This window comes from Xanthomarina sp. F2636L (assembly GCF_026410195.1).
Classification (GTDB): domain Bacteria; phylum Bacteroidota; class Bacteroidia; order Flavobacteriales; family Flavobacteriaceae; genus Xanthomarina.
In genome coordinates, this window is record NZ_JAPMLM010000055.1 from 1 (window position 1) to 25,427 (window position 25,427).

Sequence of the window (25,427 nt, forward strand, 5' to 3'; positions counted from 1 at the left end):
CCAAGGTCTGTCATGGCTGGTACATCATCGATACACTCAACAGTAACAGCAGCCGGAGCAGCATCAAATACTGGACTTGTTGTATCTTGAATAGTAATTATTTGAGTAGCAGAAGCTGTTAAGCTACAATCATCAGTAATAATATATGTTCTTGTTACAATAAGTGGACAAGAACCAGAAGAACTATCTTGATATGTTATACTAGCTACATTATCTTCAGTAAAAGTTCCACCTTCCGCTAAAAACTCAGCTTCGGTTATAGTTGTTATTGTTTCATTATAAGATAATGCTGTAAAATCACCGACAGTAATATCTGAAGAAGTACATCCTTCTACTGTAAACCCATCAGGAGCAACGATAGTTGGAGCATCATTATCTTCAGTAATAATTTCGTAAGTAGCAGTTGCGGTACAATTTGAATTATCATCATTCACCGTAACTGTATAAGAACCTGCAGCTAAATCAGAAAGATCTTGAGTTGTTGAATTAGTTGTATCATTCCAAGAATAAGTATAGTTACCAGTTCCGCCAGAAACAGAAATATCAATAGCTCCAGTATCTGTGTTTGAACATGTGGTATTAGTTAAACTTTCAAGTGTTATTGTAATTTCATCATAAACAGTTACTGTGATTGGAACTCTGTCTCCAACACATGAATTACTTGGCCCTTCTGCTACATAATATGTAAAAGTGCCAGCTACATCCGTATCAGGGATTAAAGATGATAGCCCTTGAGAGCCAGGATTGTTATTTAAATAGTATAAAAGAATATAATCTGGATCTGTAGGTGTTGCTGTTAAAGCAACTGCTGTTTCATTTAAACAGTAAACAACATTTGCTACAGTAGGTACCGTAGTAATTTCAGTTATTTCAATAGTAAAAATATAACTACAGCCTGTATCTCCTGGAGGTACAGCATAGTAAGTAGTTATACCAATTGTAGCAGGAAAAGGATTGCTAACATTATATTGTATTGAAGAATCCGTAACGGGGTAAGAATCGTAAAATCTTGACCCAGGAGGGAAGTTTCCTGAAACAGCTGAAACAGGAATAGAGTTTCCTTCAAAATCGCAATAAAAGAATTCTCTTTCTACTGAAACATCTGTACAATTATCTATAATATATTGATCAGAGTCTATATCAATCTCAATAGGATCAGTATTTGGTTCTCCTTGGCAAGTGCCATTTTGTTGATAACCTTGAATTAATGGTAATGAATAATCAGTTCCGGAAATAGTTCCAGTTCCAGAAATATTACCACCTACAATTACAATTTTAGGGGCACAATTATTATTAATTAAAATGGAACAATCAGTAGTAGACGACAGTTCGAAAGTAATATCTGCCATTAATTCGTTTAAATTGGCAGGATTCAAAGGAATATTAGATATATCCCATACAATAGCTCCAGTTGCACCTTCAGTAGGTGAATAGTAAGGAGGTGAAGCTTGAAATAATGGATTATATTCATTATAACTAATACTACCTGGAACATATTGAGATGTATAAGGGATTGGAATAACCAATCTGGCATCTTCAATTGCTTCTGTACCTTTATTTCTTATTTCTACTCCATATTCTACAACATCACCTGGTTGTACAACATATGGTGCTACAGGAGGTAGACCATTAATATTATTAGCAGACAATAATCCTTCCGACTCTGGGATATACGCATCAACAGAAAAGGTAACGTTATAGATAATATAAGTGTCTTGAGTAGAACCATATCTAAATTGAGTAGCAGTTTGGTTGTTTGATATAACAGCATTTCCGGGGTTAGGAACATCAAACATAGCAATATCTAAACCTGTATTATTTTGCCTGTTTATATTTCTAGGATTTCCTCCAGTCTGTATAGACGAATTGAAAAAGTTTGTAGGGCTATTTCCAGAGTGGCTTAAACTCTGATATTGATTGTCAGATTGTCTTAATATTTGGAAATAATCTCCAGATATACCAACATCTCCTTCACCAGCCATCATTCCAAGTTTTATATTAACATCTCCTTGTTGTACTGTATTAAAACCGGAGACATTTAAAGTGTGACTTGCATTTCCACCAACCACATAGGCATAACCATCAAAAACAGTTACATCACGCCAATCCATTTTAGAATTTTCGTAGACAACAACCATTCCCCAGCCACCATAATAACCGGTACTTCCACCATCACCTTCACTTAAGGCCATGTCAGCAACAAAATACTCTCCTAAACCAGCATTTCTAACTAATGTTGTTACTTCTTTATATCCAGCAAACATATTTCCATCTCCTGGATATCTAATATCGCTTGCATCCGCTACTAATGTTTGGTAAGATTGTCCGGGACCTTTAAATTTTACAGTTCTTCTTTGTAAATCTGTAAAACTACTTCCTCTATTTCTGCCTGTCCAATAAAGACCAGCATAAACAATATTAGAACATTCGGGATCGGCTCCGTTTTCATTAGATAATGTTAGTGTAGACGAAGAGGAGTTAACTGTAGAAGCAATTCCATCCACATCAACAAATTCCATGTCCCTGTTACTATTATTATAATTATTATTGTAATTTACTAAAGTTAGGTTGGTATTTCCTATCATAGTAAAGTCACCTTTAATATTATATACCGTTTGACCAGGTGTGAAATCGGAAGTCCTAGGTGCAAAAGGAACTCTAACTTGACTGTAGCTATAGAAACTAGCACTTAATAACATTACCGTTAATAATACTAGTTTTAGAATATTTCTATTAGCCTGAATTTTAATAGCGTATAGTTTTTTCATTTGTATAATAATTAATTATTATAATATAATTTAGGACTGGGTTACAACTTTATAGAATACGGTTGTTACAGAATCTGCATTTAAAAGAAAGCTTCGTATTTGTTGATCTGAACAATCAAACATACATTTAACGTAAACATATCTTAAGGATGAGAACCCGTTAATTGTAGATAAATCCAATCTGTTATTCAAATCGGATAATCTATTTAAAGTTATAGTGATAACTTCAACATTGTTATATAGTCTATTATTATCTTGTAATAAACTATAAGAGCTAGCATCTAAAAGTTTTAAAACTTTAGGACTTTCATCTCCAGTAATATTAAGAATACTTGAGTTTTCTATATAAATAGTAGGATTTTTACCGTGCAGTAATTCATTCGGGATGCTTCCCGAAATTCTTAAATTGCTATTGTTGTTGGAACTTTCATCGAAAATTCTTTGAATATTCTCTTGTGCAAAACTGTTGGCAGAAAAGAAAATTGATAGCGCGCAAACCATTAGAAAGTTTGAAAACGTTCGTTTAATAATTTTTCTCATAATTTTTCAAGTTTAATTTATAAACCTTAAATAATAAAAATGTAAAATCCTTAAATTTATCTTAATTTCTTGTAATACAATATGTTGTACAATTGTTGAGGGAAGTCCACCGATTTCTCAGTGTATAATGGATTAAGTTAATTTTTTGACTTGGGATCATTTTTAATTAATAGCTTACGTAACAAATAAATAGCGATTCTTTAACCAAATCAAAAATAAATGTTAAATAACTTAAATATTCGTTAAGAGGCTTTTTACAAACACTTCGTCGATGAAATATAATAATTAGCCGAACGTATTATTTCTTAAATTCTAAGATTTAAAAAATTTTCTAAAAATTGCATTTCATTTATTTAATATTTAATGATTATTTATTTAGTTTTATAGTAGCTTACTTTATTTGTGGCCAAAATAAGTCATATGTCCGACATACACAACACTTTGTCGATAAAAATTGCATTTAATCGTGAAAAATGAAAAAATTAATTATTGTTAGACATGCTAAATCCTCTTGGAAGGATGGTGTAAAGGATCATGATCGTGGCCTAGAACCAAGAGGCGTTAGAGATGCTAAGCTTGTTTCGTTAAATTTTAAGCAGTTTAATTTTATGCCGGATCAAGTGTATTCTAGTACAGCTAAAAGAGCAAAAAAAACGTCTGAAATTTTTCTTGACAAACTAAATATAGGTTCTAACTTAATTCAGTTTGATAAAAACCTATATGATTTTTCTGGAGAAAATCTCATTCAAACAATCAAAAACACAAACAACAATATTCAAACTTTAATGGTTTTTGGACATAATGAAGCCATTACCAATTTTGTAAATATGTTTGGAGATCGATATATCGATAATGTGCCAACTAGTGGACTTGTAGTTATAGAATTTCATGTTGATTCTTGGAAATATATTTATAAAGGAGAAACGGTTAAAATATTGTTTCCAAGAGATTTAAGGTAATATAAATTATTCATCACTTCGTAATAAAAAGCTTTACTATAGAATGCTTTTTTCTGTTTAACCACATATAGTTTTTAAAGAGATAGTCTTTGATTATTAAAAATAAGTAAGCGTTTAATCTATTCGGTATTTGATACTAATAGAATATATTTGTAATATCTAAATATGTTATTAATGACAAAAATTGAAAAACCTAATAATAGTTATATTAATAGAGAGATTAGCTGGTTGCAGTTTAATGCTAGAGTACTACAGGAAGCAGCCGACAAGAATGTACCCTTAATTGAAAGGTTAAGGTTTTTAGGAATTTTCTCAAACAATTTAGATGAATTTTTTAAAGTTAGATATGCAACTGTTAAACGTATTATAGAGGCTGGTAAAGATGCAAAAAGTGTTTTAGGTGGTATTAAAGCAAAAGAACTTCTTGAAGAAATAACACAAATTGTTATAGTAAAACAAAGTGAGAGTTTAAAGATTTTAAGCAATATAGAGAAAGAGCTTGAGAAGGAAAATATCTTTATCATTAAAGAAGATGAGATAGAGAAAAGTCAGCATAAATTCATTAAACAATACTTTATTCAAAAGGTTAGTCCAGCTTTAGTTACTATTATTTTAAGCAATGAAATAGATTTACCAAATTTAAAAGACAGTGCATCATATTTGGCTGTAAAAATGGCTTTAAATAACGATAAAAATTTTCAATATGCTTTAATTGAAATTTCAAAAACCATGGATCGATTTGTGGTTTTACCAGAACAAAATGGTAAAAGCTACATTATTATGTTGGACGATTTATTGCGCTATTGTTTAGACGATATTTTTAATATCTTTAAATACGATAGTATCTCGGCACATATGATTAAAATTACTAGAGATGCCGAACTAGATTTTGAAAGTGATTTGAGTAAGAGTTTTATTGAAAAAATTTCAGATAGTGTTAAGCACAGGCAAATTGGAGAACCAGTAAGATTTGTTTATGATAAAACCATAGATCTAGAAACTTTAAATTTTTTAATGACTAAAATGGGTATTGATTCTCATGATAGCATTATTCCAGGTGGAAGATATCATAACCGAAGAGATTATATGGGGTTTCCAAGTTTGGGGAGAACAGATTTACTTTATGCTAAAATAGATCCTTTACCTATAAAAAATTTAAGTCTTGAAGCTAGTATTTTCGATAGTGTAGCTAAAAAAGATTATCTACTATATGCTCCTTATCAAACATTTGCTTATGTAGTAAAATTTCTTAGAGAAGCTGCATTAGATCCAAAAGTTAAAACCATTAAAATAACTATTTATAGACTTGCCGAAATTTCACATGTAGCAAGTTCTTTAATAAATGCTGCAAAAAACGGTAAAAAAGTAACTGTTTCTATAGAAATTCAAGCGCGTTTTGATGAACAGGCAAACATAGATTATGCCGAACAAATGCAAAATGAGGGTGTTAATTTAATTTTTGGAGTTCAAGGTCTAAAAGTACATAGTAAAATGTGTGTTATTGAACGTGAAGAGAATACTAAATTAAAACGTTACGGATTTATAAGCACTGGAAATTTTAATGAATCTACTGCAAGAATTTATACAGATTATACCTTGTTTACTTCAGATCAAAGAATATTAAAGGATATTAATAAAGTCTTTAATTTCTTCGAAATAAACTATAAAATCTATACCTATAAGCATATTATAACTTCGCCTCATTATACACAAAAAAAGTTTTTTAAACTTATTGATGCTGAAATTCAAAATAAGAAAGCAGGAAAACCAGCTTATATTAGATTAAAAATGAACAGTTTTTCTAGCTTTAAAATGGCCGATAAATTATATGAAGCTAGTAGAGCTGGAGTTAAAATCCAGATGATAATTCGAGGTATTTGCTGTTTAATTCCAGGAGTTAAAGGAATGAGTGAAAACATTGAAGTTATTAGTATTGTCGATAAATTTTTAGAACATACAAGACTCTATATGTTCTGTAATAATAACGACCCAAAAGTCTATATTTCTTCAGCAGATTTTATGACGAGAAATATTGAAAATAGAGTAGAAGTAAGCTGTCCTATTTACGACGAAGACATTAAAAAGGAACTTATCGAAACATTTAATATCTCTTGGAGCGATAATGTAAAAGCCCGAATTCTTAACGCATCTCAAAAAAATGAATATAGAAAAAGCAAAGCACCAAAAGTTAGGTCGCAATTTGCTTTATACGATTATTACTTAAAAAAACTTGACAATTAATATGCTTACCATAAAAAAATATGCAGCTATAGATATTGGCTCCAATGCTGTTAGACTATTAATCGCAAACATTATTGAAGAAAAAGGAAAAGAGCCTCGATTTAAGAAAAGCTCGTTAGTTCGTGTGCCAGTTCGTCTAGGAGGTGATGTGTTTTTAGAGCAAACTATTTCAGATTACAATAAAGATCGAATTATCGACACCATGAAAGCTTTTAAGTTGTTAATGAAAACACACAATGTTGTAAAGTACAAGGCTTGTGCAACTTCTGCCATGCGAGAAGCAGTAAATGGAAAAGAAATCTCTGAATTAGTCTACAAAGAAACCAACATAAAAATAGATATTATAGAAGGTGAAGAAGAAGCAGCTATTATTGCAGCAACAGATTTACATTCATATATTGATAAAAACAAAACTTATCTTTATGTAGATGTTGGAGGAGGAAGTAGTGAGTTTACAGTTATTAGTAAAGGAGAATCTATAACTTCTAAATCGTTTAAAATTGGAACTGTTAGGTTGTTAAACGATATTGTTAAAAAAGAAACATGGAACGAGCTTGAAGCATGGATTAAATTGCATACAGAAGCTTACGAAAAAATTGATGTTATTGGTTCTGGAGGAAACATAAATAAAATATTTAAAATTTCAGGAAAATCTTTAGGCAAACCATTAACTTACTTCTACTTAACTTCTTACTATAATACACTTCAGTCTTATTCTTATGAAGAACGAATTACAGAATTAGATTTAAACCAAGATAGAGCAGATGTTATTATTCCTGCTACTAGAATTTACCTTTCCTCTATGAAATGGAGTGGCGCCAAAGATATTTATGTTCCAAAAATTGGTTTGTCTGACGGAATTATAAAAAGTATCTATCACGACACGGTTTCAAGCAATACACAGTAAAAACTATACATTTAATCTTTAATATATATCACTTTTCAGTAAAACATATATATTAGCCTCATTAGTAACCCGAAACTACTTTTTTTAAAATATCTTATTATGAAAAAAACAATTTTTATTTTGGCTTTTGTCATCTGCTCAACCTTGACGTATTCACAAGGAAGCATGTATGGAGTTCGTGCAGGATTAAATATTTCTAATCTAGATTTTGAACCAAGCCCAGTTTTTGACAATACCCATAGAAATGGTTTTGCAATTGGATTCTTTGGAGAATACGATCTGTCTAAAACCATTGCTATTGCACCAGAAATTCAATTTTCTGCCGAAGGAGCTAAAGACAAAGATTTACGAATAGATTATATTCAAATACCTATATTAATGAAATATAGATTTAGCGAAAGATTTTTAATTGGAGCTGGACCAATGGCTGGGGTTAAAGTCTGGGAACATGAAGATAACAGTAAAAACTTTGCATTCTCTATGGTTGGAGGCCTAGAATTTTTTATAACAAGTGATATTTTTATTGATGCTAGATACCACTACGGATTTACAAATGTTCTTGATACCGAATCCACTTACGAGGCTAAAAATAGCAACATTCAAATAGGTGTTGGTGTAAAGATTTAAATATTACATATATCAAACAAAAAACTCCGATATGGCAACATATTGGAGTTTTTTGTTTTTAAGATTAAGCTTTAATTTTTAATAAATTTTAAAATTTGTTGTTTACTGTTTGTGTCTGAAATAACTAAAAAGAAAGAGAAAAATGATGTAGTATTTTTTCATATGAGTAGATTTGATTAATAAAGATAATATAATTTACCCATGAATGGTTTCCTTTTTTCCCAAGTCTTTCATAATATCAGCTTCAAAATCAAGGAGTTCTTGCCATTTTTCATCTACTTCTTTTCGGTCTCCATATTGTCTAGCAAAGCCTAAAAACATCGTATAATGATTGGCTTCACTTACCATTAATTTTCGATAAAATTCGGCTAATTCTTTATCTTCCAATTCTTCTGAAAGTAATCTAAAACGTTCGCAACTTCTGGCTTCAATTAAAGCCGCATAAAGCAATCTATGTACAAGCTGTGTCGTTCTGCTACCTCCTTTTGGAAAAAAAGTAATTAGTTTTAAAACATAGTCGTCTTTTCTATCTCGACCTAAAGTCCAACCGTTTTCTAAGAGACGATCGTGAACCATTTTAAAATGACTTATTTCTTCTTTAACCAAAGCAATCATTTCCTGAACTAGCTCTGTATATTCTGGGAAACCTACTATTAAAGAAATAGCTGTACTTGCTGCTTTTTGTTCGCAATAAGCATGATCTGTTAATATATCTTCAATATTTTTTTCTACTATGTTTACCCAACGTGGATCTGTGGGCAACTTTAAACCTAGCATGATTTTTTGTTTTGTCATTGCTTTAAAATTAACTAATTAGTATAAGCGTAAAGTTCTTTTGCTTCTTTTAGTTTGTAGGTGCCTTCAGCATCTATTATAATATCGTAAAAGCGTATTTTTTTACTATCTGTTGTCTGAATCATGGCAGAAAGTATCATGCTGTTGTTTTTAACAGATGAGGATTCATCAACCATTAATTTCACAATAGAATTTTTTAAATGTAGATTTTCTGTGATTTCGAAAAACTGTTTGTCAACTATTTTATTAAAAACTTCTTTAGAGTTCTTAGTAATTATAACTTCAGAAATAAACTCTCTATGATATTCTTTAAAGTTTATGGTGTCTTGTTTAAATTCATATAAAACACTTTTTTCCATATTAGAATACGTTTTCATTTTTATATGGAAACCATTACTTAAAATAGTGTCTGTAACTACTTCTGTATAAGATTCAGGAATGTAAGTGATGTTTTCAGAAAAGGAATCTAATAACTTATTTTCTATTAAAATATCCGTATTAGATTTATAAACTCGATATCTTCCATCGCAACTTACAGAAGCAATCCCAATACACATAAGTACAAGTGTAAAAATATATTTTCCCATAAATTTCCTGTTTAAATTAAGTATCTAATCTTGTTATTTCCTTATCTATTTTCTGAGTTTGTAAACTAGTATTAATTTCTTTTTTAGATTAAATATCTAAATCAAACATTTTTCTTAAGTTTTCTATAGCTGGATTTTTTTCAAGCAACTTTTCGTATTTATCTCTATCTGTATATGCATATTGTTTTTCCATTTCTTCATTAATATCAATAGATAAATGAAGATTGTAATTGTTTAGAGATTTTTTCAAAAACATCATCAAATCGTATTGCTGACGCTCAAGTTCTACTTTGTTTGTAGAATTTGGAAACTCTAAATAAATAGTTGTACCTTTTACTTTTGGCGTATCTATAGAAAGAATAGAAGCTAAATTAAACTGTCCACTTTCCTCCAATTGTTTTATAAAGCTGTTCCAATGTGACATGAATTCTTCATTAGTAAAAGAATCTGTTGGTAAATTCTCTTCATCAACAACCACTTCCATCTGTTTTATTTGATGTTCCTTTTTGGCTTTAATGCTTTTTAAAGACAAACCAGAAGTGGCTTTTTTTCCACTGTTTAATGAAATCTTTGGAGTTTTAGTTTTTTCAGGTTCAGAAACCGTCTTTGCTGAGTTATCTGGAGTATTTGTCTTGTTTGTTGAAACGCTAGTATACGATTGTTGTTTAGGTTCTTGAGCTGTTATTGGTTGTTTTTCAGGAATAGCAACAGGAACAGGTTTAATTCCTTTTTTTATAAAGTAACTAGCAGGAATTATGAAGTTTTTGCTATTTTTTTTTTCTCCATCAAAAGTGATAGAGGCAAGCTGCATGAGGCATAATTCAACAAGTAACCGTTGATTTTTACTGGATTTAAACTTCAGATCGCAATCGTTAGCCAACTCTATGCCTTTCATTAAAAAAGCTTGAGACCCTTTTTGTGATTGAATGAGATATTTTTCTTTGGTTTCTTCACCAACCTCTAATAATTCGATGGTCTCAGAGTTTTTGCAAACCAACAAATCTCTAAAGTGGGAGGCTAGTCCTGAAATATAATGATGTCCATCGAAACCTTTTGCCAAAATACTATTAAACTGAATTAGTAAACTTGGAATGTTGTTTTCAAAAATTAAATCTGTACTTGTAAAGTAGGTTTCATAATCCAGAACGTTTAAATTCTCTGTAACAGCTTGTCTGGTTAAATTTTTTCCAGAAAAACTGACCACACGATCAAAAATAGAAAGAGCATCACGCATGGCTCCATCTGCTTTTTGGGCAATAATATGAAGTGCATCATCTTCAGCTTGAACGCCTTGTTCTTTAGCAATATATTTTAAATAATCTTTAGCGTCTTTTACAGAAATCCGTTTAAAATCGAAAATCTGACAGCGTGAAAGAATGGTTGGGATAATCTTATGCTTTTCGGTAGTTGCAAGAATAAAGATGCAATGTTTTGGTGGTTCTTCTAAAGTTTTTAAAAAAGCATTAAAAGCAGCTTGAGAAAGCATATGAACCTCGTCAATAATATATACTTTATATTTTCCAACCTGTGGGGGAATTCTAACTTGATCGGTTAATTCTCTTATCTGGTCCACGCCATTGTTGGAAGCCGCATCTAATTCAAAAATATTGAAGGCAAAATCTTCATCTTCTTTTTCTGTACCATCACTATTAATCATTTTAGCTAAAATACGAGCACAGGTTGTTTTACCAACCCCACGAGGTCCAGTAAACAGAAGTGCTTGCGCTAAATGATTGTTTTCAATAGCATTCAGTAAGGTGTTTGTAATAGCTTGCTGTCCCACAACATCTTTAAATGTTTGAGGTCTGTATTTACGTGCAGATACTACAAAGTGTTCCAATTTTTTCTGAATTTATTTTAGCAATCTAATTAAGATAACTGCTAAAGTAACAAAGTTAAAAATAAGGTTTAAAATAAGTACTATTCCTATTTAAATTTAATAGGAGTTATTAACAAAAATCACCTTTAAAAAATAAAACTATAAAAGGGGTCTCTTTAGTTTGTAAAATAATCTAAAATCTACTTTACTTTTGGTGAATATAACTAGAGACACTTATATCTTTTATGTATTTTTGCAGGAAGTAAATCGCCTTATCGCTGTTCGTTTAGTCGAATGGAGGAAAGTCCGAACACCAAAGTGCAACATAGTGGTTAATGGCCACCAGTCGTGAGGCTAGGAAAAGTGCAACAGAAAGTATGTACAGGTAATGCTGTAGTGAAACCAGGTAAACTCTATGTGGTGCAATGTCATGTAAACCAACGATTGAAGGCTGCACGCTTGATGTTGGAGGGTAGGCAGCTAAAGTGTTTTGGTAACAAAACACTCAGATAAATGATAAGGGCTCTTTTTTGAGTACAGAATTCGGCTTATAGATTTGCTTATATAAACAATCCCATTTAGTGTATTCTATTTGGGACTTGTTTTTACAATTTATTCTTCCTCATTTGCATTTTTTAATTCAAAAAAACTAAACATATTTCCACCATAACTTTTTGAATAACTAAAATTTTCAACCTTAGATAAATTAGTGTGCTTAGAATGCTCAACAATTAAAACACCATTTTCTTCCAGTAAATTGTTTTTAAAAACTAGTTCAGGGATTTTAATAAAATCCTCGTCTGAAAATTCGTAAGGAGGATCTGCGAAAATAATATGCGCTTTTTGTGTGTTTTTTTCTAGAAACTTAAACACATCACTTTTTATAGTTTGCAACGGCATTTCGAAACTTCTAGCTGTTTCGTTTATAAACTTAATGCAACCATAATCTTGATCTACACAAGTAATATTTGTGGTGCCACGAGAAGCAAATTCGTAACTGATGTTTCCAGTGCCAGCAAAGAGGTCTAAGACTGAGACATCGTCGAAATAATACTGATTGTTAAGAATATTGAACAAGGCTTCCTTAGCCATGTCCGTTGTTGGGCGAGTAGGTAGTTTTTTTGGAGCAGTAATCCGTCTGCCTTTATATTGTCCAGAAACAATGCGCATTAAAAACTTTGTATTAAAACAAAATCGGAATAATTCGATTTTGGTTTGTTAGTGTAAAGGTAAGAATCTAAGCGTTTTCCAAAACTTATGTGTCTAATATATGTATATAATATGGTAAATAAGTTCGATTCTTTATCAATATCTCCCAAAAGTACGAGGTTTGTTTTTTCAGGATTTAGCCCTAATTGTTCCATGGTAAACAAGATGTAGTAAATAAAATCTTCTTTACTGGAATAATCGAAGGTGTTAAAAAGTATTAATTTTCCTTGGTTGGAAACTACAATTTCAAAGTGGTCTTTGTTGACATGAACATAAAACTTAACATCGTCAGCATGTTTTTCAATCTGTAATATTTTTTCAACTAAAATAGAGGAAAAATGATTGTATGTAAAACTGCCAAAAGTCTCATAAATGTAATTATTAATATTCACGTAAGGAACGTAAACAGTCACACTATCATTGATTTCTAGATTGTCGTATACAATAAAATCCGATTTTAAAATTTTAGAATTAAACTTTAAATAATCTGCTAAATAGTCTTCATTAAATAAAGGTTTAGGAACAATTGTAGCCAATTCGTTTACATAAACGACATGTACTTTATTGAAGTTATTTTGAAGCTCCTTTTCAGTATTAAAAAGTTGTTTTAAAAAATCTAGAGCACCAAAAGGGGACAGTTTTTTTTCTTTTTCAAAATGTTTTAAATAAGTAATGGTATTTAAAACAGTATCTAGAATACAAAAAGAAAGTCCATTCAAACTTATTTGAATGGACAAATCTAAATTAGTTGATATATTTTCTGATTTATTCGCTGTCACCATAAGTTTTAGGCCAATTTCCATTGGTTTTAACTTCATCCATAGATCCTACTCGTAAAGCATCTCCATTAACTCCATCAACAGCAATAACTTGATTTTCCTGAGCAATTAAGCCTTTGTTTTGATCGTGTAAAATAACACTTTTCTTAACGCTAGCTTCAAAAACTGGAATTTTCATATCGTTTTGTTCTAATAAGCCAGCTTTCATTTCAAATTTAGCATCTGTTGCAGGTACATTCATCATGGTTCTATATCTGTCAGAATTTTTAAATAAAGAATCTCTAACAGCTTTAAAACCTAAAGTATCTATAATTCTAAGTTCTTTTGTCATTTCAACACCACCATAACGTTTAGTCATTTCTTCATCTATAACAGTTGAATCTCTACGTTGTGTAATGGTATATTGAGCAGTATCAATAAATTTTACCAAGTCTTCAAAATTAGGAGCAAATTTACCTGTTACTTGTTGGTGAGCTAATTGGGCATCTCTTATGTCAATAAGCTTTTCAATAACTGCAGCGTAACGTTTATTTTTTACTTTGTTAAATTGAATAGGTTCGAAAATAGACATATAGGTTAAATATCCTAAATAGAAAATTAATGCCCAAAGCGCAATAGTTAATACTGGCTTTAATTTAGAAGGAATAAATTTGTCAATTAGCCATACTAAACCAATTGTAACTACTATTACAGCAACAGCTATAAGAATTATTTTAAACATAGTGTCAGTTATTAAATTTTATTAAGGTATAACGCAAATCTACAATTTTTTTTTAATCGTAAAAACCAAAGGACGTAAAAATCATTCCTATATTTGATGAAATTTAATAAATTAACATCTTTCATGACCCCTTCGGAATTTTATTCTCTTATAAAACAGCAATTTCCATTCCAACCAACTTCAAAACAAGAAATTGTTTTATTACAACTTTCGGAGTTTGTTTTTAGTAAAGACCCAAATGCACTTTATTTATTAAAAGGGTATGCAGGTACAGGAAAAACAACTATTATTGGGACTATTGTTAATAATTTATGGAAGATAAAAAAAAGTGCTGTATTAATGGCTCCAACGGGCCGGGCAGCCAAAGTCATCTCTAATTATTCAGGAAAGGAAGCTTTTACTATTCATAAAAAAATATATTTTCCAAAAAAAGAAAAAGGTGGTGGAGTTAAATTTGTTTTACAACCAAATAAACATAAAAACACCATATTTATAGTAGATGAAGCTTCTATGATTCCAGATGCTCCAAATGAATCTAAATTTTCTGAAAATCGCTCCTTGTTGGACGATTTAATACAATATGTGTATTCTGGATTTAATTGTAAGCTGTTATTAATTGGAGATACAGCGCAATTACCTCCTGTTAAATTAGATTTAAGCCCAGCATTAGATTCAAATACCTTAGCGCTTAATTACAATAAGCAGGTTACTAAAATGGAGTTAGATGAAGTTGTTAGGCAAGAACAAGATTCTGGAATTCTTGTAAATGCCACAAATTTACGGGAAGCACTTACAGATACCTTTTTCGACACTTTTAAATTTAATTTAAATACTTACACAGATATTGTTAGACTTGTTGATGGTTATGAAATTATGGATGCCATAAATGATGCTTATAGTCAATTAGGAAATGAAGAAACTGCCATAATTGTTAGAAGTAACAAGCGTGCCAATTTGTATAATGAGCAAATACGAACCCGGATTTTATTTAATGAAAATGAGTTAACTACTGGAGATTATTTAATGGTAGTAAAAAATAATTATTTCTGGATAAAACCTACAACCGAAGCAGGTTTTATAGCCAATGGTGATATTATTGAAGTTTTAGAAATATTTAATATTATTGATTTATATGGCTTTCGTTTTGCTGAAGTTAAAATTCGAATGGTCGATTATCCTAGAATGAGGCCCTTTGAAACCGTTTTGCTTTTAGATACTATTTCAGCTGAAACGCCTTCGCTTACTTATGAAGACTCTAACAGACTTTATCAAGAAGTGATGAAAGATTACGAAAATGAAACTAGTAATTATAAAAAATTTTTAAGTGTCAAAAAGAATAAGTATTTTAATGCGTTGCAGGTTAAATTTTCTTACGCCATAACGTGTCATAAATCTCAAGGAGGACAATGGAATACGGTATTTGTGGAACAACCATATCTACCAGAAGGCATTACAAAAGATTATTTACGCTGGTTGTACACAGCAGTGACTCGTGCTAAAGAAAAGCTTTATTTGATAGGTTTTCAGAATGAATTTTTTACCGAAGAATAAATCACCTTATCCCTAGAGTTTAAAAGATTATTAAAAAGTCAAAAAGTTTCAATCAAGTTAGAGGTTAAATATCTTTTAAAAGTCCTATTTTTGAAATAACAATGTAAATTTATAGATGAAAATAATCTCCATGATACCAGCACGCTATAGTGCATCACGTTTTCCAGGCAAGCTTATGCAAGATTTGGGAGGAAAATCTGTTATTAGAAGAACTTATGAAGCTACTGTAAATACCAAGTTGTTCGACGATGTTTTTGTGGTAACCGATAGTCAGATTATTTTCGATGAAATTACAAATCATGGTGGAAAAGCCATTATAAGTAAAAAAGAACACGAATGTGGAAGCGATAGAATTGCAGAAGCAGTCGAATTTATGGATATCGATATTGTTGTAAATGTTCAAGGAGATGAGCCATTTACCGAAGTCTCTTCCTTAAAAAAATTAATTGAAGTCTTTAAAGACGATACCAAAAAAGAAATCGATTTAGCTTCTTTAATGGTTCATATTACAGATTGGGACGAAATTAAAAATCCAAATACAGTAAAAGTTATTGTAGATAAGAACAATTTTGCGCTTTATTTTTCACGTAGTCCAATTCCATATCCAAGAGACGAAACCGTCAATGTTAAATACCACAAACATAAAGGTGTTTATGCCTTTAGGAAGGAAGCATTATTAGATTTTTACAGATTACCCATGTTAAAATTGGAAGCATCAGAAAAAATTGAATGTATTCGTTATTTAGAATATAGCAAAAAAATAAAAATGGTGGAGACCGATGTTCAAGGTGTAGAAATAGATACTCCAGAAGATTTGGAACGAGCAAAAAGGCTTTGGAAATAAAGAGCTATTATTAAAAATAGATTTGAATTGATTAAAGAATACAAGAATATAAAAGTTATTGGCTTTGATGCAGATGATACACTTTGGGTAAACGAAACTTATTTTCGAGATGCTGAAAAAAGTTTTGCCAAATTATTATCTCAATATGAAACCTTAAACAAAATAGATCAGGAACTCTTTAAAAAGGAAATGAAAAACCTACCACTTTATGGTTATGGAGTTAAAGGATTTGTGCTTTCTATGGTAGAGATGGCTTTGGAATTGTCTAATAATACAGTGTCAAACAAAACAATACAAGCCATTTTAGATTTAGGAAAAGACATGCTAAATAAACCAGTAGAATTACTTGATGGAGTTGAAGAAGTGCTAAAAAATCTATCAACAAACTACCGACTTATTTTAGCTACAAAAGGCGATTTATTAGACCAACAACGAAAATTAGAAAAATCTGGTTTAACGGATTATTTTCATCATATTGAAGTTTTAATTGATAAACAAGAAGCTAATTATTCAAAACTTTTAAATCATTTAGATATTAAACCTTCAGAATTTTTAATGATAGGAAATTCATTAAAATCTGATGTGTTACCTTTAGTAAATATTAAAGCGCATGCTATTCATGTGCCATTTCATACAACTTGGGCACACGAACAAGTGAACGAGAAAGAGACCAATGGTAAAACCTATAAAACCGTAGCTGGTTTGTTGGATATTTTACCATTATTAAACTAATTAGATAATTATAGTATTACGAATTCATGACTTATAAAAATTTCCCAATGGTGTCCAAAGTGGTTTTTGGACGAGGCAGTTTTAATCAATTAGGAGATATTCTATCCCCTAAAAGACTAAACGTAAAAGCACCATTTATTTATATTGTGGACGATGTTTTTCAAGGTAATTCCTGGGTAACCTCAAGAATTCCCTTGGCATATGATGATAAAATATATTATATTTCTGCAAACGAAGAACCTAAAACCTCACAAGTAGATGATCTTGTTGAAGAGATTATACTAAATTATAAAGCACTTCCGTCTGGAATTATTGGAATAGGGGGAGGTACTATTTTGGATTTAGCTAAAGCCGTGTCCATAATGCTTACCAACGAAGGAGAATCTAAAAACTATCAAGGTTGGGATTTGGTTAAAAGCCCTGCCATTTACCATGTTGGAATTCCTACCATTTCTGGAACAGGTGCTGAAGTTTCAAGAACTACCGTTTTAACTGGTCCAGAAAAGAAATTAGGGATTAATTCAGATTTCACACCTTTCGATCAAGTAGTTTTAGACCCAGAATTAACTAAAGATGTTCCTGTAGATCAATGGTTTTATACAGGAATGGATTGTTATATTCATTGTATAGAATCTTTAAACGGAACCTTTTTAAACGCATTTAGTAAAAGTTATGGAGAAAAGGCATACGATCTTTGTGTTGAATTATTCTTAGATAATAACCTAACTGAAGAAGAAGCTCAAGACAAACTTATGATGGCTTCTTGGCATGGAGGGATGAGTATTGCGTATTCGCAAGTTGGTGTTGCACATGCCATGAGTTATGGTTTAGGCTATTTACTTGGTACAAAACATGGCATTGGTAATTGTATTGTTTTCGATCATTTAGAAGAATTTTATCCAGATGGTGTAAAACTTTTTAAGAAAATGAAAGACAAACATCAAATTAAATTACCACAAGGAATTTGCTCAAAATTATCTGATAAGGAATTCGATATTATGATTGATGTAGCCTTAAGTTTAGAGCCTTTATGGGAAAATGCACTTGGAAAACATTGGCAAAAAACCATAACAAGAAGCAAGCTAAAAGAACTTTACCTTAAAATGTAAGATGCAGAAACTTGCTAAATTTATTTATTTTAAGATTTTAGGTTGGAAACTAGTTGGGAATACCAACATGTCTAAAGATACTATTAAGAAAGCCGTTTTAATAGCTGTTCCACATACTAGCTGGCATGACTTTTATATTGGGTTGCTCTTACGAAAAGTAATTGGAATTAAAGCTAATTTTATTGCTAAAAAGGAATTGTTTAGCTGGCCTTTAGGTTATTATATGAGAGCTATTGGAGGAAGAGCTATAGATAGAACTTCTGGACAAAATAAAGTAGAAGCCATAGCTAAGCTTTTTGATAAAGATGAAGAGTTCCGGTTAAATATAGCGCCAGAAGGTACTAGAAAAAAAGTAACCGAGTGGCGCACAGGCTTCTACTATATAGCCAAAGCTGCAAATGTGCCAATAATTATGTTTACTCTTGATTTTAAAAATAAACAAAATAAAATTTCTGAACCCTTTTATCCAACAGATGATATGGAAGCCGATTTTAAATTAATGAAACAATTTTTTGAAGGCGTTGTAGGTAAAGTTCCTGAGTATTCATAGAAACTTCGGCACACATTTTGATTTTATTAAACAACTTAGTAAATGAAACATAAAGTAAACTTTTGTCCCTAAAAAGAAACATTTACTAATATCAAAAAAGCTACTTAATTTTTTAAGTAGCTTTTGTATTTTTTATAAAGATCTCAAAATACTCTCTTAAATTAGAAATAAAATCAGGAAATGTTATTATTTAAACGGCTCCTGAGAATTTAAAGCTTAGTCTAGTCTACAACCTTAAATTCTTTCATTTCTTTTAAAGGCTCTAACACATTATAGTCTTTCCAATAATTTGGATTAAATGCTTTAAGAGTTTCATAATCAATTTTACGTTTTTCTTTTGTAGCATTAAATTCAGATGGCGTGATATCTTTTTCTCCCATGACTAAAATCTCATTCTTTTCCTTAAATATGCCTTCTACTTTAAAATCGAAAGATACTTTTTCTCTACTGTTATTGTCTTTAAATTTTATAGGTCTATCTACATAAAAATATCTGTCCAATTGATCTGTCATATAATTTGGAGAATAATAGCCATCTTTATGTTTCTTGTAAATAACAAAACCTCGTTTGTTTTGTTCTATATATTTAATCCCAAGCAAAAGTTTTAAATTTAGTTTTTCACCTATTCTTCCTTTGGCAAATTTATAATCAGCTCTAAGGATGGCAAAGGTTTCATTCGATACATAAAAGGTTCCTTCAAAATCTGCCGAACCTCTTCTAGGAGCATATTCAATAACATATACCATCTCTGAACCTATAAACGTAATGTCTTTTATTTCATATTCATATTTTCTGGTATCTGTAATAAAGTTTAAAATAGTTTTTGAAGAAAACCCATGATCGTTAACCATTTTTTGAACCATGTTTCTTATAAATTTTAAAGAATTAATGGTGTCTTCCATTTTATTATTTTTTTCCTCATCTAATGAAACTGAATCTGATACTTTAAACCATCCAGATTTTACGGTATATATTTTATCTTTATCTAAATGCTTTAATATAAGTTCTTGGCCTTTTTCTGCCAAATTTTCAACAGATTGGTCGTTGCGTTCGTCTAATAACCTAATGGCTTTATCCACTTCCAGTTTAGAGCTTTCAACATCTTTAATATTCAATTTCCCAACAAACTCTGTGTATTGTTTAGACTTGTTGTTTAGTAAGGATCTTTCTAAGGCGTCAAAATCCTTGTTAAAAGCTTCTAGTTGTTTCTTTTTAAAACCTGTAGATTTGTCTATCTCAAAATCGGCATCTTTCCCAATAATATATTCCGTTCTTCGGCTAAAAATATCATAAGTAACAAGATTGTTTTTGTAATTGCTTTTTAGATTTCTATTTACATAATACATTATAGAATCTATGGTTAAAGGCTTATTGGTTAAATACACTTCATAAAGCTCGTTAACTTGCTCGTCTAGTTTAAATGTTTTAGAAGAAAACTCCTGAAGTTCAAATCCAATTTTTTCAAAACCCATACAAGAAATATGCACAGAATCTGAGGCTTTAAAACCTTCTGTATCAATAGAGAAACTACCTTCTTCGTTTGTAATAACACCATAATTTGGACCAATTTGAATGGTAGCAAAAGGAATTGGCTCGTTAGTTTTAGTAACAACTTTACCTGAAACTTGCTGTGCAAATCCGGAATAGATATAACCTAAAATAAATAAGATAGATAGTGACTTTTTAAGCATGTGTTTTATTTTTAAAACGATTGACTTGTTGATTTGTTTCCTATAAAGATGAAAAATCCCAAACAATTTGTTTAGGATTTTTAGAAATATTTATGAATTTTATTTTAGAAAGTTCCATCTATAACTCCTAAGATATCGTATTCACCCAGAAATAATCTATAAGTACCATCAGGTTTAAATGCTAAATGATTATAATCTAATTCTGAATTATTGAAAAACGTATTGTTTAAAAAATTATATGAATCAACATAAACATGTTTTTCAGGATTTGGGATAATACCAGAATCTTTATTGCCTATTAAAAAAGCTTCAATTCTGTTTGGATTTTTCTTGATCCATTTCCAATATCTTTTATACTTGATATCACGCTGTAGCTGTTTATCATTTTTTTTATATAAATGAATAGCAATGGTTTTATTACTATCAATGTCTTTGCCTACAATCTTTTCTACCATTAACCGAACTTGTTCATTTTCTGTTTGAGTCAATTTACCTTCAAAATAATTCCGACTTAGAAAATGAACAATAATTCTATCTTCTTCAATTGTTGTAGTGGGATATCCTGCTTTTAAACATTCATTGAATCTTTTTTCAGAAATATACACACCTTTGGCATCTGCATATTTCACTTTTTTATTAGCATTCTGCCCAAATGTGTTTTTTGGAACAAAACAGGTTAACAGAGTAGAGATAAATAGTAGTTTTAGATATTTCAAAAGAAGAGTTTAAATTACTTTAATTTTCAGAACTTTCTTCCATAGTATGATATACGTTCTGCACATCGTCATCCTCTTCTAATTTTTCAAGAAGTTTTTCTACATCTGCGATTTCTTCATCATTCAATTTTTTGGTGACTTGTGGAATGCGTTCAAAACCAGAAGAGAGAATTTCAATCTCCCGAGATTCTAACTCAGCTTGAATGGCACCAAAATTTTCAAAAGGGGCGTAGATTAAAATACCATCGTCATCTAAGAAAACTTCTTCAGCTCCAAAATCTATTAATTCCAATTCCAATTCTTCAGGATCTAATCCTTCTCCTGGAATTCTAAAATTACATGTATGGTCAAACATAAAAACTACAGATCCAGAAGTGCCTAAGCTACCGTCACATTTATTAAAATAACTACGCACATTAGCAACGGTTCTGGTATTATTATCTGTAGCTGTTTCTACTAAAACAGCAATACCATGAGGTGCATATCCTTCAAAAATAACTTCCTTATAATCGCCTTGACTTTTGTCGCTTGCTTTTTTAATAGCACGTTCTACATTGTCTTTTGGCATGTTTACAGCTTTGGCATTCTGTATCACTGCTCGTAATCTTGAGTTACTTGCAGGATCCGGACCGCCTTCTTTTACTGCCATAACTATGTCTTTACCAATACGAGTAAATGCTTTACTCATGGCAGACCAACGTTTCATTTTACGCGCTTTACGAAATTCAAAAGCTCTTCCCATTTCTTAATTCAAAGTTTAAAGTTTAATATTCAAAAATTATTGAGACAAATTTAGAAAAATATGATAATTGAGAATGATTGTATGAAGATAATTCTTAAATATATTTTTTCTAAATATTGGTATTGATAACTGTAATTGTAAACTGGATACTAGTTTACTCTTGTACTTCCACAATCATTTCAATAGCTTCAGCTAACTGAAAATCTTTGTTTGTAACCCCATCAGCATCATGTGTTGATAAGGAAATGGAAAGGATGTTATAGATATTAGTCCATTCGGGATGATGGTTTAAAGCTTCGCATTCAAAAGCAATTCTACTCATAGCACTAAAGCAGTCTCTAAAGTTGTCAAATTCGAATTCAGCGTGAATAGCATTTTCGTAATACTCCCAATCTGGGAAACGCAATAATTTTTTTTCTATGTCTTGTTCTGATAATTTACTCATGATGTTCGATTTTTTAATATCAATAAAATTAATGATTTTAGATGATATTATCAATTAAACAAGCAGCTCATTTATAATCTCCTGACTTGTTAACTGTAAGTTTTTAGGTAATAAATTAGTTTTTGGTAAGACCGCCAAATAACGTTCATCGTTGGTGGTAAAAACCTGTTTAAAAGTTGGACTATAGCGTCCTAAACTTTTTATAAGTTCTGCTATAAAATCGTCATGATGGACCAAATCCGTACTTCCTAAATGAAAAACTCCTGTTTTATTTCGGTTAATCATATAGTGAATTTGTTGTGTTAATTTGGTGTCTGAAGTCACATTTATAACCAAATTTGGAAATACTTCAATGGGTTCTTTTGAACTTAAAGAATCTTTTAATTCCTGAATTCTAGGCGAATGCAAACCAAAAACCATAGGTAATCTAATAATAGTTATTTGTCTTTTTGGTAAACGCATGAGCATGTTTTCAATTTTAATTTTGAAATGCCCATAAATACTATGACTTAAGGTTTTGTCTTGTTCGTAACTGGGATATTTACTGTAACCATCGAATACATTGGCAGATGAAAGAAAAATGATTTTGCATTCTCTGTGTGCCTTTAAATAATAGCAAATATGCGAATGCGCAATGACTTGAGCCGAAAAATCTCCTCGTAATGCTGAAATAATAATGGTTGGTTTTACAGCTTCTAAAATTTCAAAAACATCATCTTCTTCAACGTTATATTGAAAAAAGTGTTTATTTTTTTCATAAAAAGGACGTGATATTTTGTAGGTGCCAAAAGTATTAAAATAGGAGCATAACTCTTTGTAAATGGCATTTCCTAAAAATCCACTTGCACCTAGAATTAATATCCGATGTTTATCTTCTCTTTCTTTCATATCTCTCTCTAAAACGGAAGATTTTTAATTAAAATATGGATTGATTGGTTTTTGTAGTAAATTTTTCAAGAGCTTGCATCCCTAGTTTAGAGTTTCCTTTTTCGTTTAAACCTGGAGCCCAAACCGATATAACAAACTCGTTAGGAAGTAGGGCAACAATTCCTCCTCCAACACCACTTTTTCCTGGCAGTCCAACTTCAAAAGCAAATTCGCCTGCTTCGTCGTAAAAACCACAAGTAAGCATAATGGCATTGATACGTTTGGCTTGGCTTTTTGTAAGTCTTGTTTTCTCTTTTAAGCAATGTCCTTGATTAGCAAAAACGTAAAAAGCCTTTGTAAGCTGAGCGCAAGTCATTTCTAAAGAACATTGATGAAAATAGAAATCCAATACATCGGCTACATCATTATTTAGATTGTCAAATGACTTTAAAAGGTTTGCAGCAGCAAAATTATTGAAGCCTGTTTGCATTTCAGAATCGGCTACTTTATTGTTGTAATCAATGGTGTCGTCTCCAGTTAAATCTCTAACAAAATCTAAGAAATCCTCTTTAGGATGCTCTAATAAAGATACCAACATGTCTGCAATTACGATAGCTCCCGAATTGATAAAAGGATTTCTAGGAATGCCTTTCTCTAACTCTAATAATGATAAATGATTAAAGGGATTACCGGAAGGTTCTACATCCAATCTATCCCATAAATCTATACCTACACGAGATAAGGCTAAGGCCAAACTCAGAACTTTAGAAATACTTTGGATAGAAAATTTCTTTTCAGCATCTCCAACTGAGAAGGCTTGTCCAGAAACTAATTGTAAATGAATTCCAAAGGTGCTTTTATCTACGTTTGCTAATTCTGGAATATATGTGGCTATGTCACCTTTTTCTGTTTCCTGAATAATTTCTTGGTAGATAGTATTTAAAACATCTTGGTAATCAATCATATATTAAACTTTGTAAAACGGTAACTTAATAACGGTTGCAGGAATAGCATTTTTTCTAATTTGAATATGGATTTTAGTATCTACATCAGCAAAAACTTTTGGTACATATCCCAAGCCTATACCTATTCCTAAAGAAGGAGACATGGTTCCGGAGGTTACATGACCAATTTTCTTACCTTGTCCATCTACAATATCGTAACCTTGTCGTGGAATACCACGATCGTCTATTTTAAAAGCTACTAGTTTATTTTCTAAACCACGTGCTTTCTCTGCTTCTAAAGCTTTAGAATTAGTAAACTCTTTCGTGAATTTAGTGACCCAACCTAAACCTGCTTCAAAAGGAGAGGTGGTATCATCGATGTCGTTTCCATATAAACAATACCCCATTTCCAAACGGAGGGTATCTCTAGCAGCTAAACCAATGGGTTTGATACCGAATTCTGCTCCAGCTTCAAATACTTTGTCCCAAACTTGTTTAACTTCACTATTTTTACAGTAGATTTCAAATCCGCCACTTCCAGTATAACCAGTTGCAGAAATTATCACATTTTCAATTCCAGCAAAATCGCCTACTACAAAATTGTAAAAGCTTATTTTAGATAAATCATGACTGCTTAAACTTTGCATAGCTTCAATAGCTTTTGGCCCTTGAATAGCTAATAGAGAGTAGTCTTCACTTAAATCTTTCATGGTGGCTCCAACATCATTTTTTGACGAAATCCAATTCCAATCTTTTTCAATATTACCAGCATTTACAACCAGCAAATACGTTTCTTCTTTTAAACGATAAATAATTAAATCGTCTACAATACCACCATCTTCATTAGGTAAATAACTATATTGGGCTTTTCCTATGGTTAATTTACTGGCATCATTACTACATACTTTTTGAATAAGTTCTAAAGCATGTGGCCCTTCAATTAAAAATTCGCCCATATGCGATACATCAAATACACCAACGTTTTTTCTAACGGTTTCATGTTCTATATTTACGCCTTCATATTGAACGGGCATGTTAAATCCTGCAAAAGGGACCATTTTTGCTCCAAGAGCTTCGTGAGTGGATGTTAAAGCTGTGTTTTTCATTGAAAATATGTTTTTATTTCCGTGAAGACGGAAATTATATAAATTAAAATAAAGTTGTTAAGCAAAAGTATTGAAATAAATCTATTTTGTTCAATCTAAAACCCCTTAATATATCTTTAAAAATTTGTTAAATTTTAATAAGCTTATCCTAAAAACAGCTGATAAAATATTAATTTAG

24 protein-coding genes and 1 other RNA gene are annotated in these 25,427 nt (G+C 31.0%); 10 read left to right on the plus strand and 15 right to left on the minus strand.

The window, feature by feature from the left end; translation table 11 throughout:
- Window positions 1-2,768, minus strand: a 2,768-nt coding sequence (locus OS191_RS01025; protein ID WP_267153851.1) for a SprB repeat-containing protein, incomplete at its 3' end; no start/stop codon positions are given.
- 30 nt (window positions 2,769-2,798) lie between these two features.
- Window positions 2,799-3,308: a hypothetical protein gene (locus tag OS191_RS01030; protein ID WP_267153852.1), complete on the minus strand. Its 510-nt coding sequence runs from the start codon at window positions 3,306-3,308 to the stop codon at window positions 2,799-2,801.
- Between the two features lie 473 nt (window positions 3,309-3,781).
- Between OS191_RS01030 and OS191_RS01035 the strand changes: the two genes are divergently transcribed.
- The 4 genes from OS191_RS01035 (at window position 3,782) to OS191_RS01050 (ending at window position 8,042) form a co-directional block, all read left to right on the plus strand.
- On the plus strand, window positions 3,782-4,267 hold the full coding sequence (locus OS191_RS01035) for a SixA phosphatase family protein (protein WP_267153853.1): 486 nt from the start codon (window positions 3,782-3,784) through the stop codon (window positions 4,265-4,267).
- 165 nt (window positions 4,268-4,432) lie between these two features.
- Window positions 4,433-6,508, plus strand: a complete 2,076-nt coding sequence (ppk1, locus tag OS191_RS01040; protein WP_267153854.1) for a polyphosphate kinase 1 — start codon at window positions 4,433-4,435, stop codon at window positions 6,506-6,508.
- 1 nt (window position 6,509) lies between these two features.
- Window positions 6,510-7,415 carry a Ppx/GppA phosphatase family protein gene (locus OS191_RS01045; protein WP_267153855.1) on the plus strand — a complete coding sequence of 302 codons (906 nt, stop codon included), beginning with the start codon at window positions 6,510-6,512 and terminating at the stop codon, window positions 7,413-7,415.
- A 99-nt stretch (window positions 7,416-7,514) separates the two neighbouring features.
- Window positions 7,515-8,042 carry a porin family protein gene (locus tag OS191_RS01050; RefSeq protein ID WP_267153856.1) on the plus strand — a complete coding sequence of 176 codons (528 nt, stop codon included), beginning with the start codon at window positions 7,515-7,517 and terminating at the stop codon, window positions 8,040-8,042.
- Between the two features lie 195 nt (window positions 8,043-8,237).
- Here OS191_RS01050 and OS191_RS01055 read toward each other — a convergent pair whose 3' ends face one another.
- The 3 genes from OS191_RS01055 to OS191_RS01065 form a co-directional block, all read right to left on the minus strand.
- Window positions 8,238-8,819 (minus strand): MiaE family protein, encoded by a 582-nt coding sequence (locus OS191_RS01055; protein WP_267154281.1) that lies wholly within the window; start codon window positions 8,817-8,819, stop codon window positions 8,238-8,240.
- A 32-nt stretch (window positions 8,820-8,851) separates the two neighbouring features.
- The gene (locus OS191_RS01060; protein WP_267153857.1) at window positions 8,852-9,424 is read right to left on the minus strand and encodes a hypothetical protein; all 573 of its coding nucleotides are present in this window, start codon (window positions 9,422-9,424) and stop codon (window positions 8,852-8,854) included.
- An 88-nt stretch (window positions 9,425-9,512) separates the two neighbouring features.
- Window positions 9,513-11,264, minus strand: a complete 1,752-nt coding sequence (locus OS191_RS01065; RefSeq protein WP_267153858.1) for a DNA polymerase III subunit gamma/tau — start codon at window positions 11,262-11,264, stop codon at window positions 9,513-9,515.
- A gap of 238 nt (window positions 11,265-11,502) precedes the next feature.
- Between OS191_RS01065 and rnpB the strand changes: the two genes are divergently transcribed.
- Window positions 11,503-11,810, plus strand: an RNA gene (gene rnpB / locus OS191_RS01070) — RNase P RNA component class A.
- A 45-nt stretch (window positions 11,811-11,855) separates the two neighbouring features.
- On the opposite strand, the gene rsmD is transcribed toward rnpB, so the two are convergent.
- From rsmD to OS191_RS01085, 3 genes are read right to left on the minus strand one after another with little or no spacing between them, the layout of a single operon-like run.
- Window positions 11,856-12,413, minus strand: a complete 558-nt coding sequence (gene rsmD / locus OS191_RS01075) for a 16S rRNA (guanine(966)-N(2))-methyltransferase RsmD (RefSeq protein WP_267153859.1) — start codon at window positions 12,411-12,413, stop codon at window positions 11,856-11,858.
- Entirely contained in the window at window positions 12,413-13,255 is an 843-nt protein-coding gene (locus OS191_RS01080; RefSeq protein WP_267153860.1) for a DUF3822 family protein, read from the minus strand. Before OS191_RS01080 ends, rsmD begins: the two co-directional genes overlap by 1 nt.
- Window positions 13,218-13,952, minus strand: a complete 735-nt coding sequence (locus OS191_RS01085) for a hypothetical protein (RefSeq protein ID WP_267153861.1) — start codon at window positions 13,950-13,952, stop codon at window positions 13,218-13,220. The genes OS191_RS01080 and OS191_RS01085 overlap by 38 nt, the downstream gene beginning before the upstream one ends.
- 123 nt (window positions 13,953-14,075) lie before the next feature.
- On the opposite strand from OS191_RS01085, the gene OS191_RS01090 reads away from it, so the two are divergent.
- From OS191_RS01090 to OS191_RS01110, 5 genes are all read left to right on the plus strand, one after another.
- Window positions 14,076-15,503: an ATP-dependent DNA helicase gene (locus tag OS191_RS01090; protein WP_267154282.1), complete on the plus strand. Its 1,428-nt coding sequence runs from the start codon at window positions 14,076-14,078 to the stop codon at window positions 15,501-15,503.
- 115 nt (window positions 15,504-15,618) lie between these two features.
- Window positions 15,619-16,347, plus strand: coding sequence for a 3-deoxy-manno-octulosonate cytidylyltransferase (kdsB, locus tag OS191_RS01095; RefSeq protein WP_267153862.1), 729 nt, complete (start codon window positions 15,619-15,621; stop codon window positions 16,345-16,347).
- Between the two features lie 27 nt (window positions 16,348-16,374).
- Window positions 16,375-17,079: an HAD family hydrolase gene (locus OS191_RS01100; protein ID WP_267153863.1), complete on the plus strand. Its 705-nt coding sequence runs from the start codon at window positions 16,375-16,377 to the stop codon at window positions 17,077-17,079.
- Window positions 17,080-17,105: 26 nt separating this feature from the next.
- A complete protein-coding gene (locus tag OS191_RS01105) occupies window positions 17,106-18,188 on the plus strand; it encodes an iron-containing alcohol dehydrogenase family protein (RefSeq protein ID WP_267153864.1) in 1,083 nt (360 codons plus the stop codon).
- A 1-nt stretch (window position 18,189) separates the two neighbouring features.
- Window positions 18,190-18,738 (plus strand): 1-acyl-sn-glycerol-3-phosphate acyltransferase, encoded by a 549-nt coding sequence (locus tag OS191_RS01110; RefSeq protein ID WP_267153865.1) that lies wholly within the window; start codon window positions 18,190-18,192, stop codon window positions 18,736-18,738.
- 221 nt (window positions 18,739-18,959) lie between these two features.
- Here the strand turns inward: OS191_RS01110 and OS191_RS01115 are convergent, their stop codons facing one another.
- The 7 genes from OS191_RS01115 to gcvT form a co-directional block, all read right to left on the minus strand.
- A complete protein-coding gene (locus OS191_RS01115; protein ID WP_267153866.1) occupies window positions 18,960-20,429 on the minus strand; it encodes a carboxypeptidase-like regulatory domain-containing protein in 1,470 nt (489 codons plus the stop codon).
- Window positions 20,430-20,533: 104 nt separating this feature from the next.
- Complete coding sequence (locus OS191_RS01120) at window positions 20,534-21,145, minus strand: hypothetical protein (protein WP_267153867.1); 612 nt, start codon at window positions 21,143-21,145, stop codon at window positions 20,534-20,536.
- A gap of 19 nt (window positions 21,146-21,164) precedes the next feature.
- Complete coding sequence (locus tag OS191_RS01125) at window positions 21,165-21,887, minus strand: YebC/PmpR family DNA-binding transcriptional regulator (protein WP_267153868.1); 723 nt, start codon at window positions 21,885-21,887, stop codon at window positions 21,165-21,167.
- 154 nt (window positions 21,888-22,041) lie between these two features.
- The gene (locus OS191_RS01130) at window positions 22,042-22,332 is read right to left on the minus strand and encodes a 4a-hydroxytetrahydrobiopterin dehydratase (RefSeq protein WP_267153869.1); all 291 of its coding nucleotides are present in this window, start codon (window positions 22,330-22,332) and stop codon (window positions 22,042-22,044) included.
- Window positions 22,333-22,386: 54 nt separating this feature from the next.
- Complete coding sequence (locus OS191_RS01135; protein ID WP_267153870.1) at window positions 22,387-23,220, minus strand: sugar nucleotide-binding protein; 834 nt, start codon at window positions 23,218-23,220, stop codon at window positions 22,387-22,389.
- A 28-nt stretch (window positions 23,221-23,248) separates the two neighbouring features.
- The gene (locus OS191_RS01140; RefSeq protein ID WP_267153871.1) at window positions 23,249-24,163 is read right to left on the minus strand and encodes a glutaminase; all 915 of its coding nucleotides are present in this window, start codon (window positions 24,161-24,163) and stop codon (window positions 23,249-23,251) included.
- Window positions 24,164-24,166: 3 nt separating this feature from the next.
- Window positions 24,167-25,249 carry a glycine cleavage system aminomethyltransferase GcvT gene (gcvT, locus tag OS191_RS01145; RefSeq protein WP_267153872.1) on the minus strand — a complete coding sequence of 361 codons (1,083 nt, stop codon included), beginning with the start codon at window positions 25,247-25,249 and terminating at the stop codon, window positions 24,167-24,169.
- Window positions 25,250-25,427 lie beyond the last annotated feature (178 nt).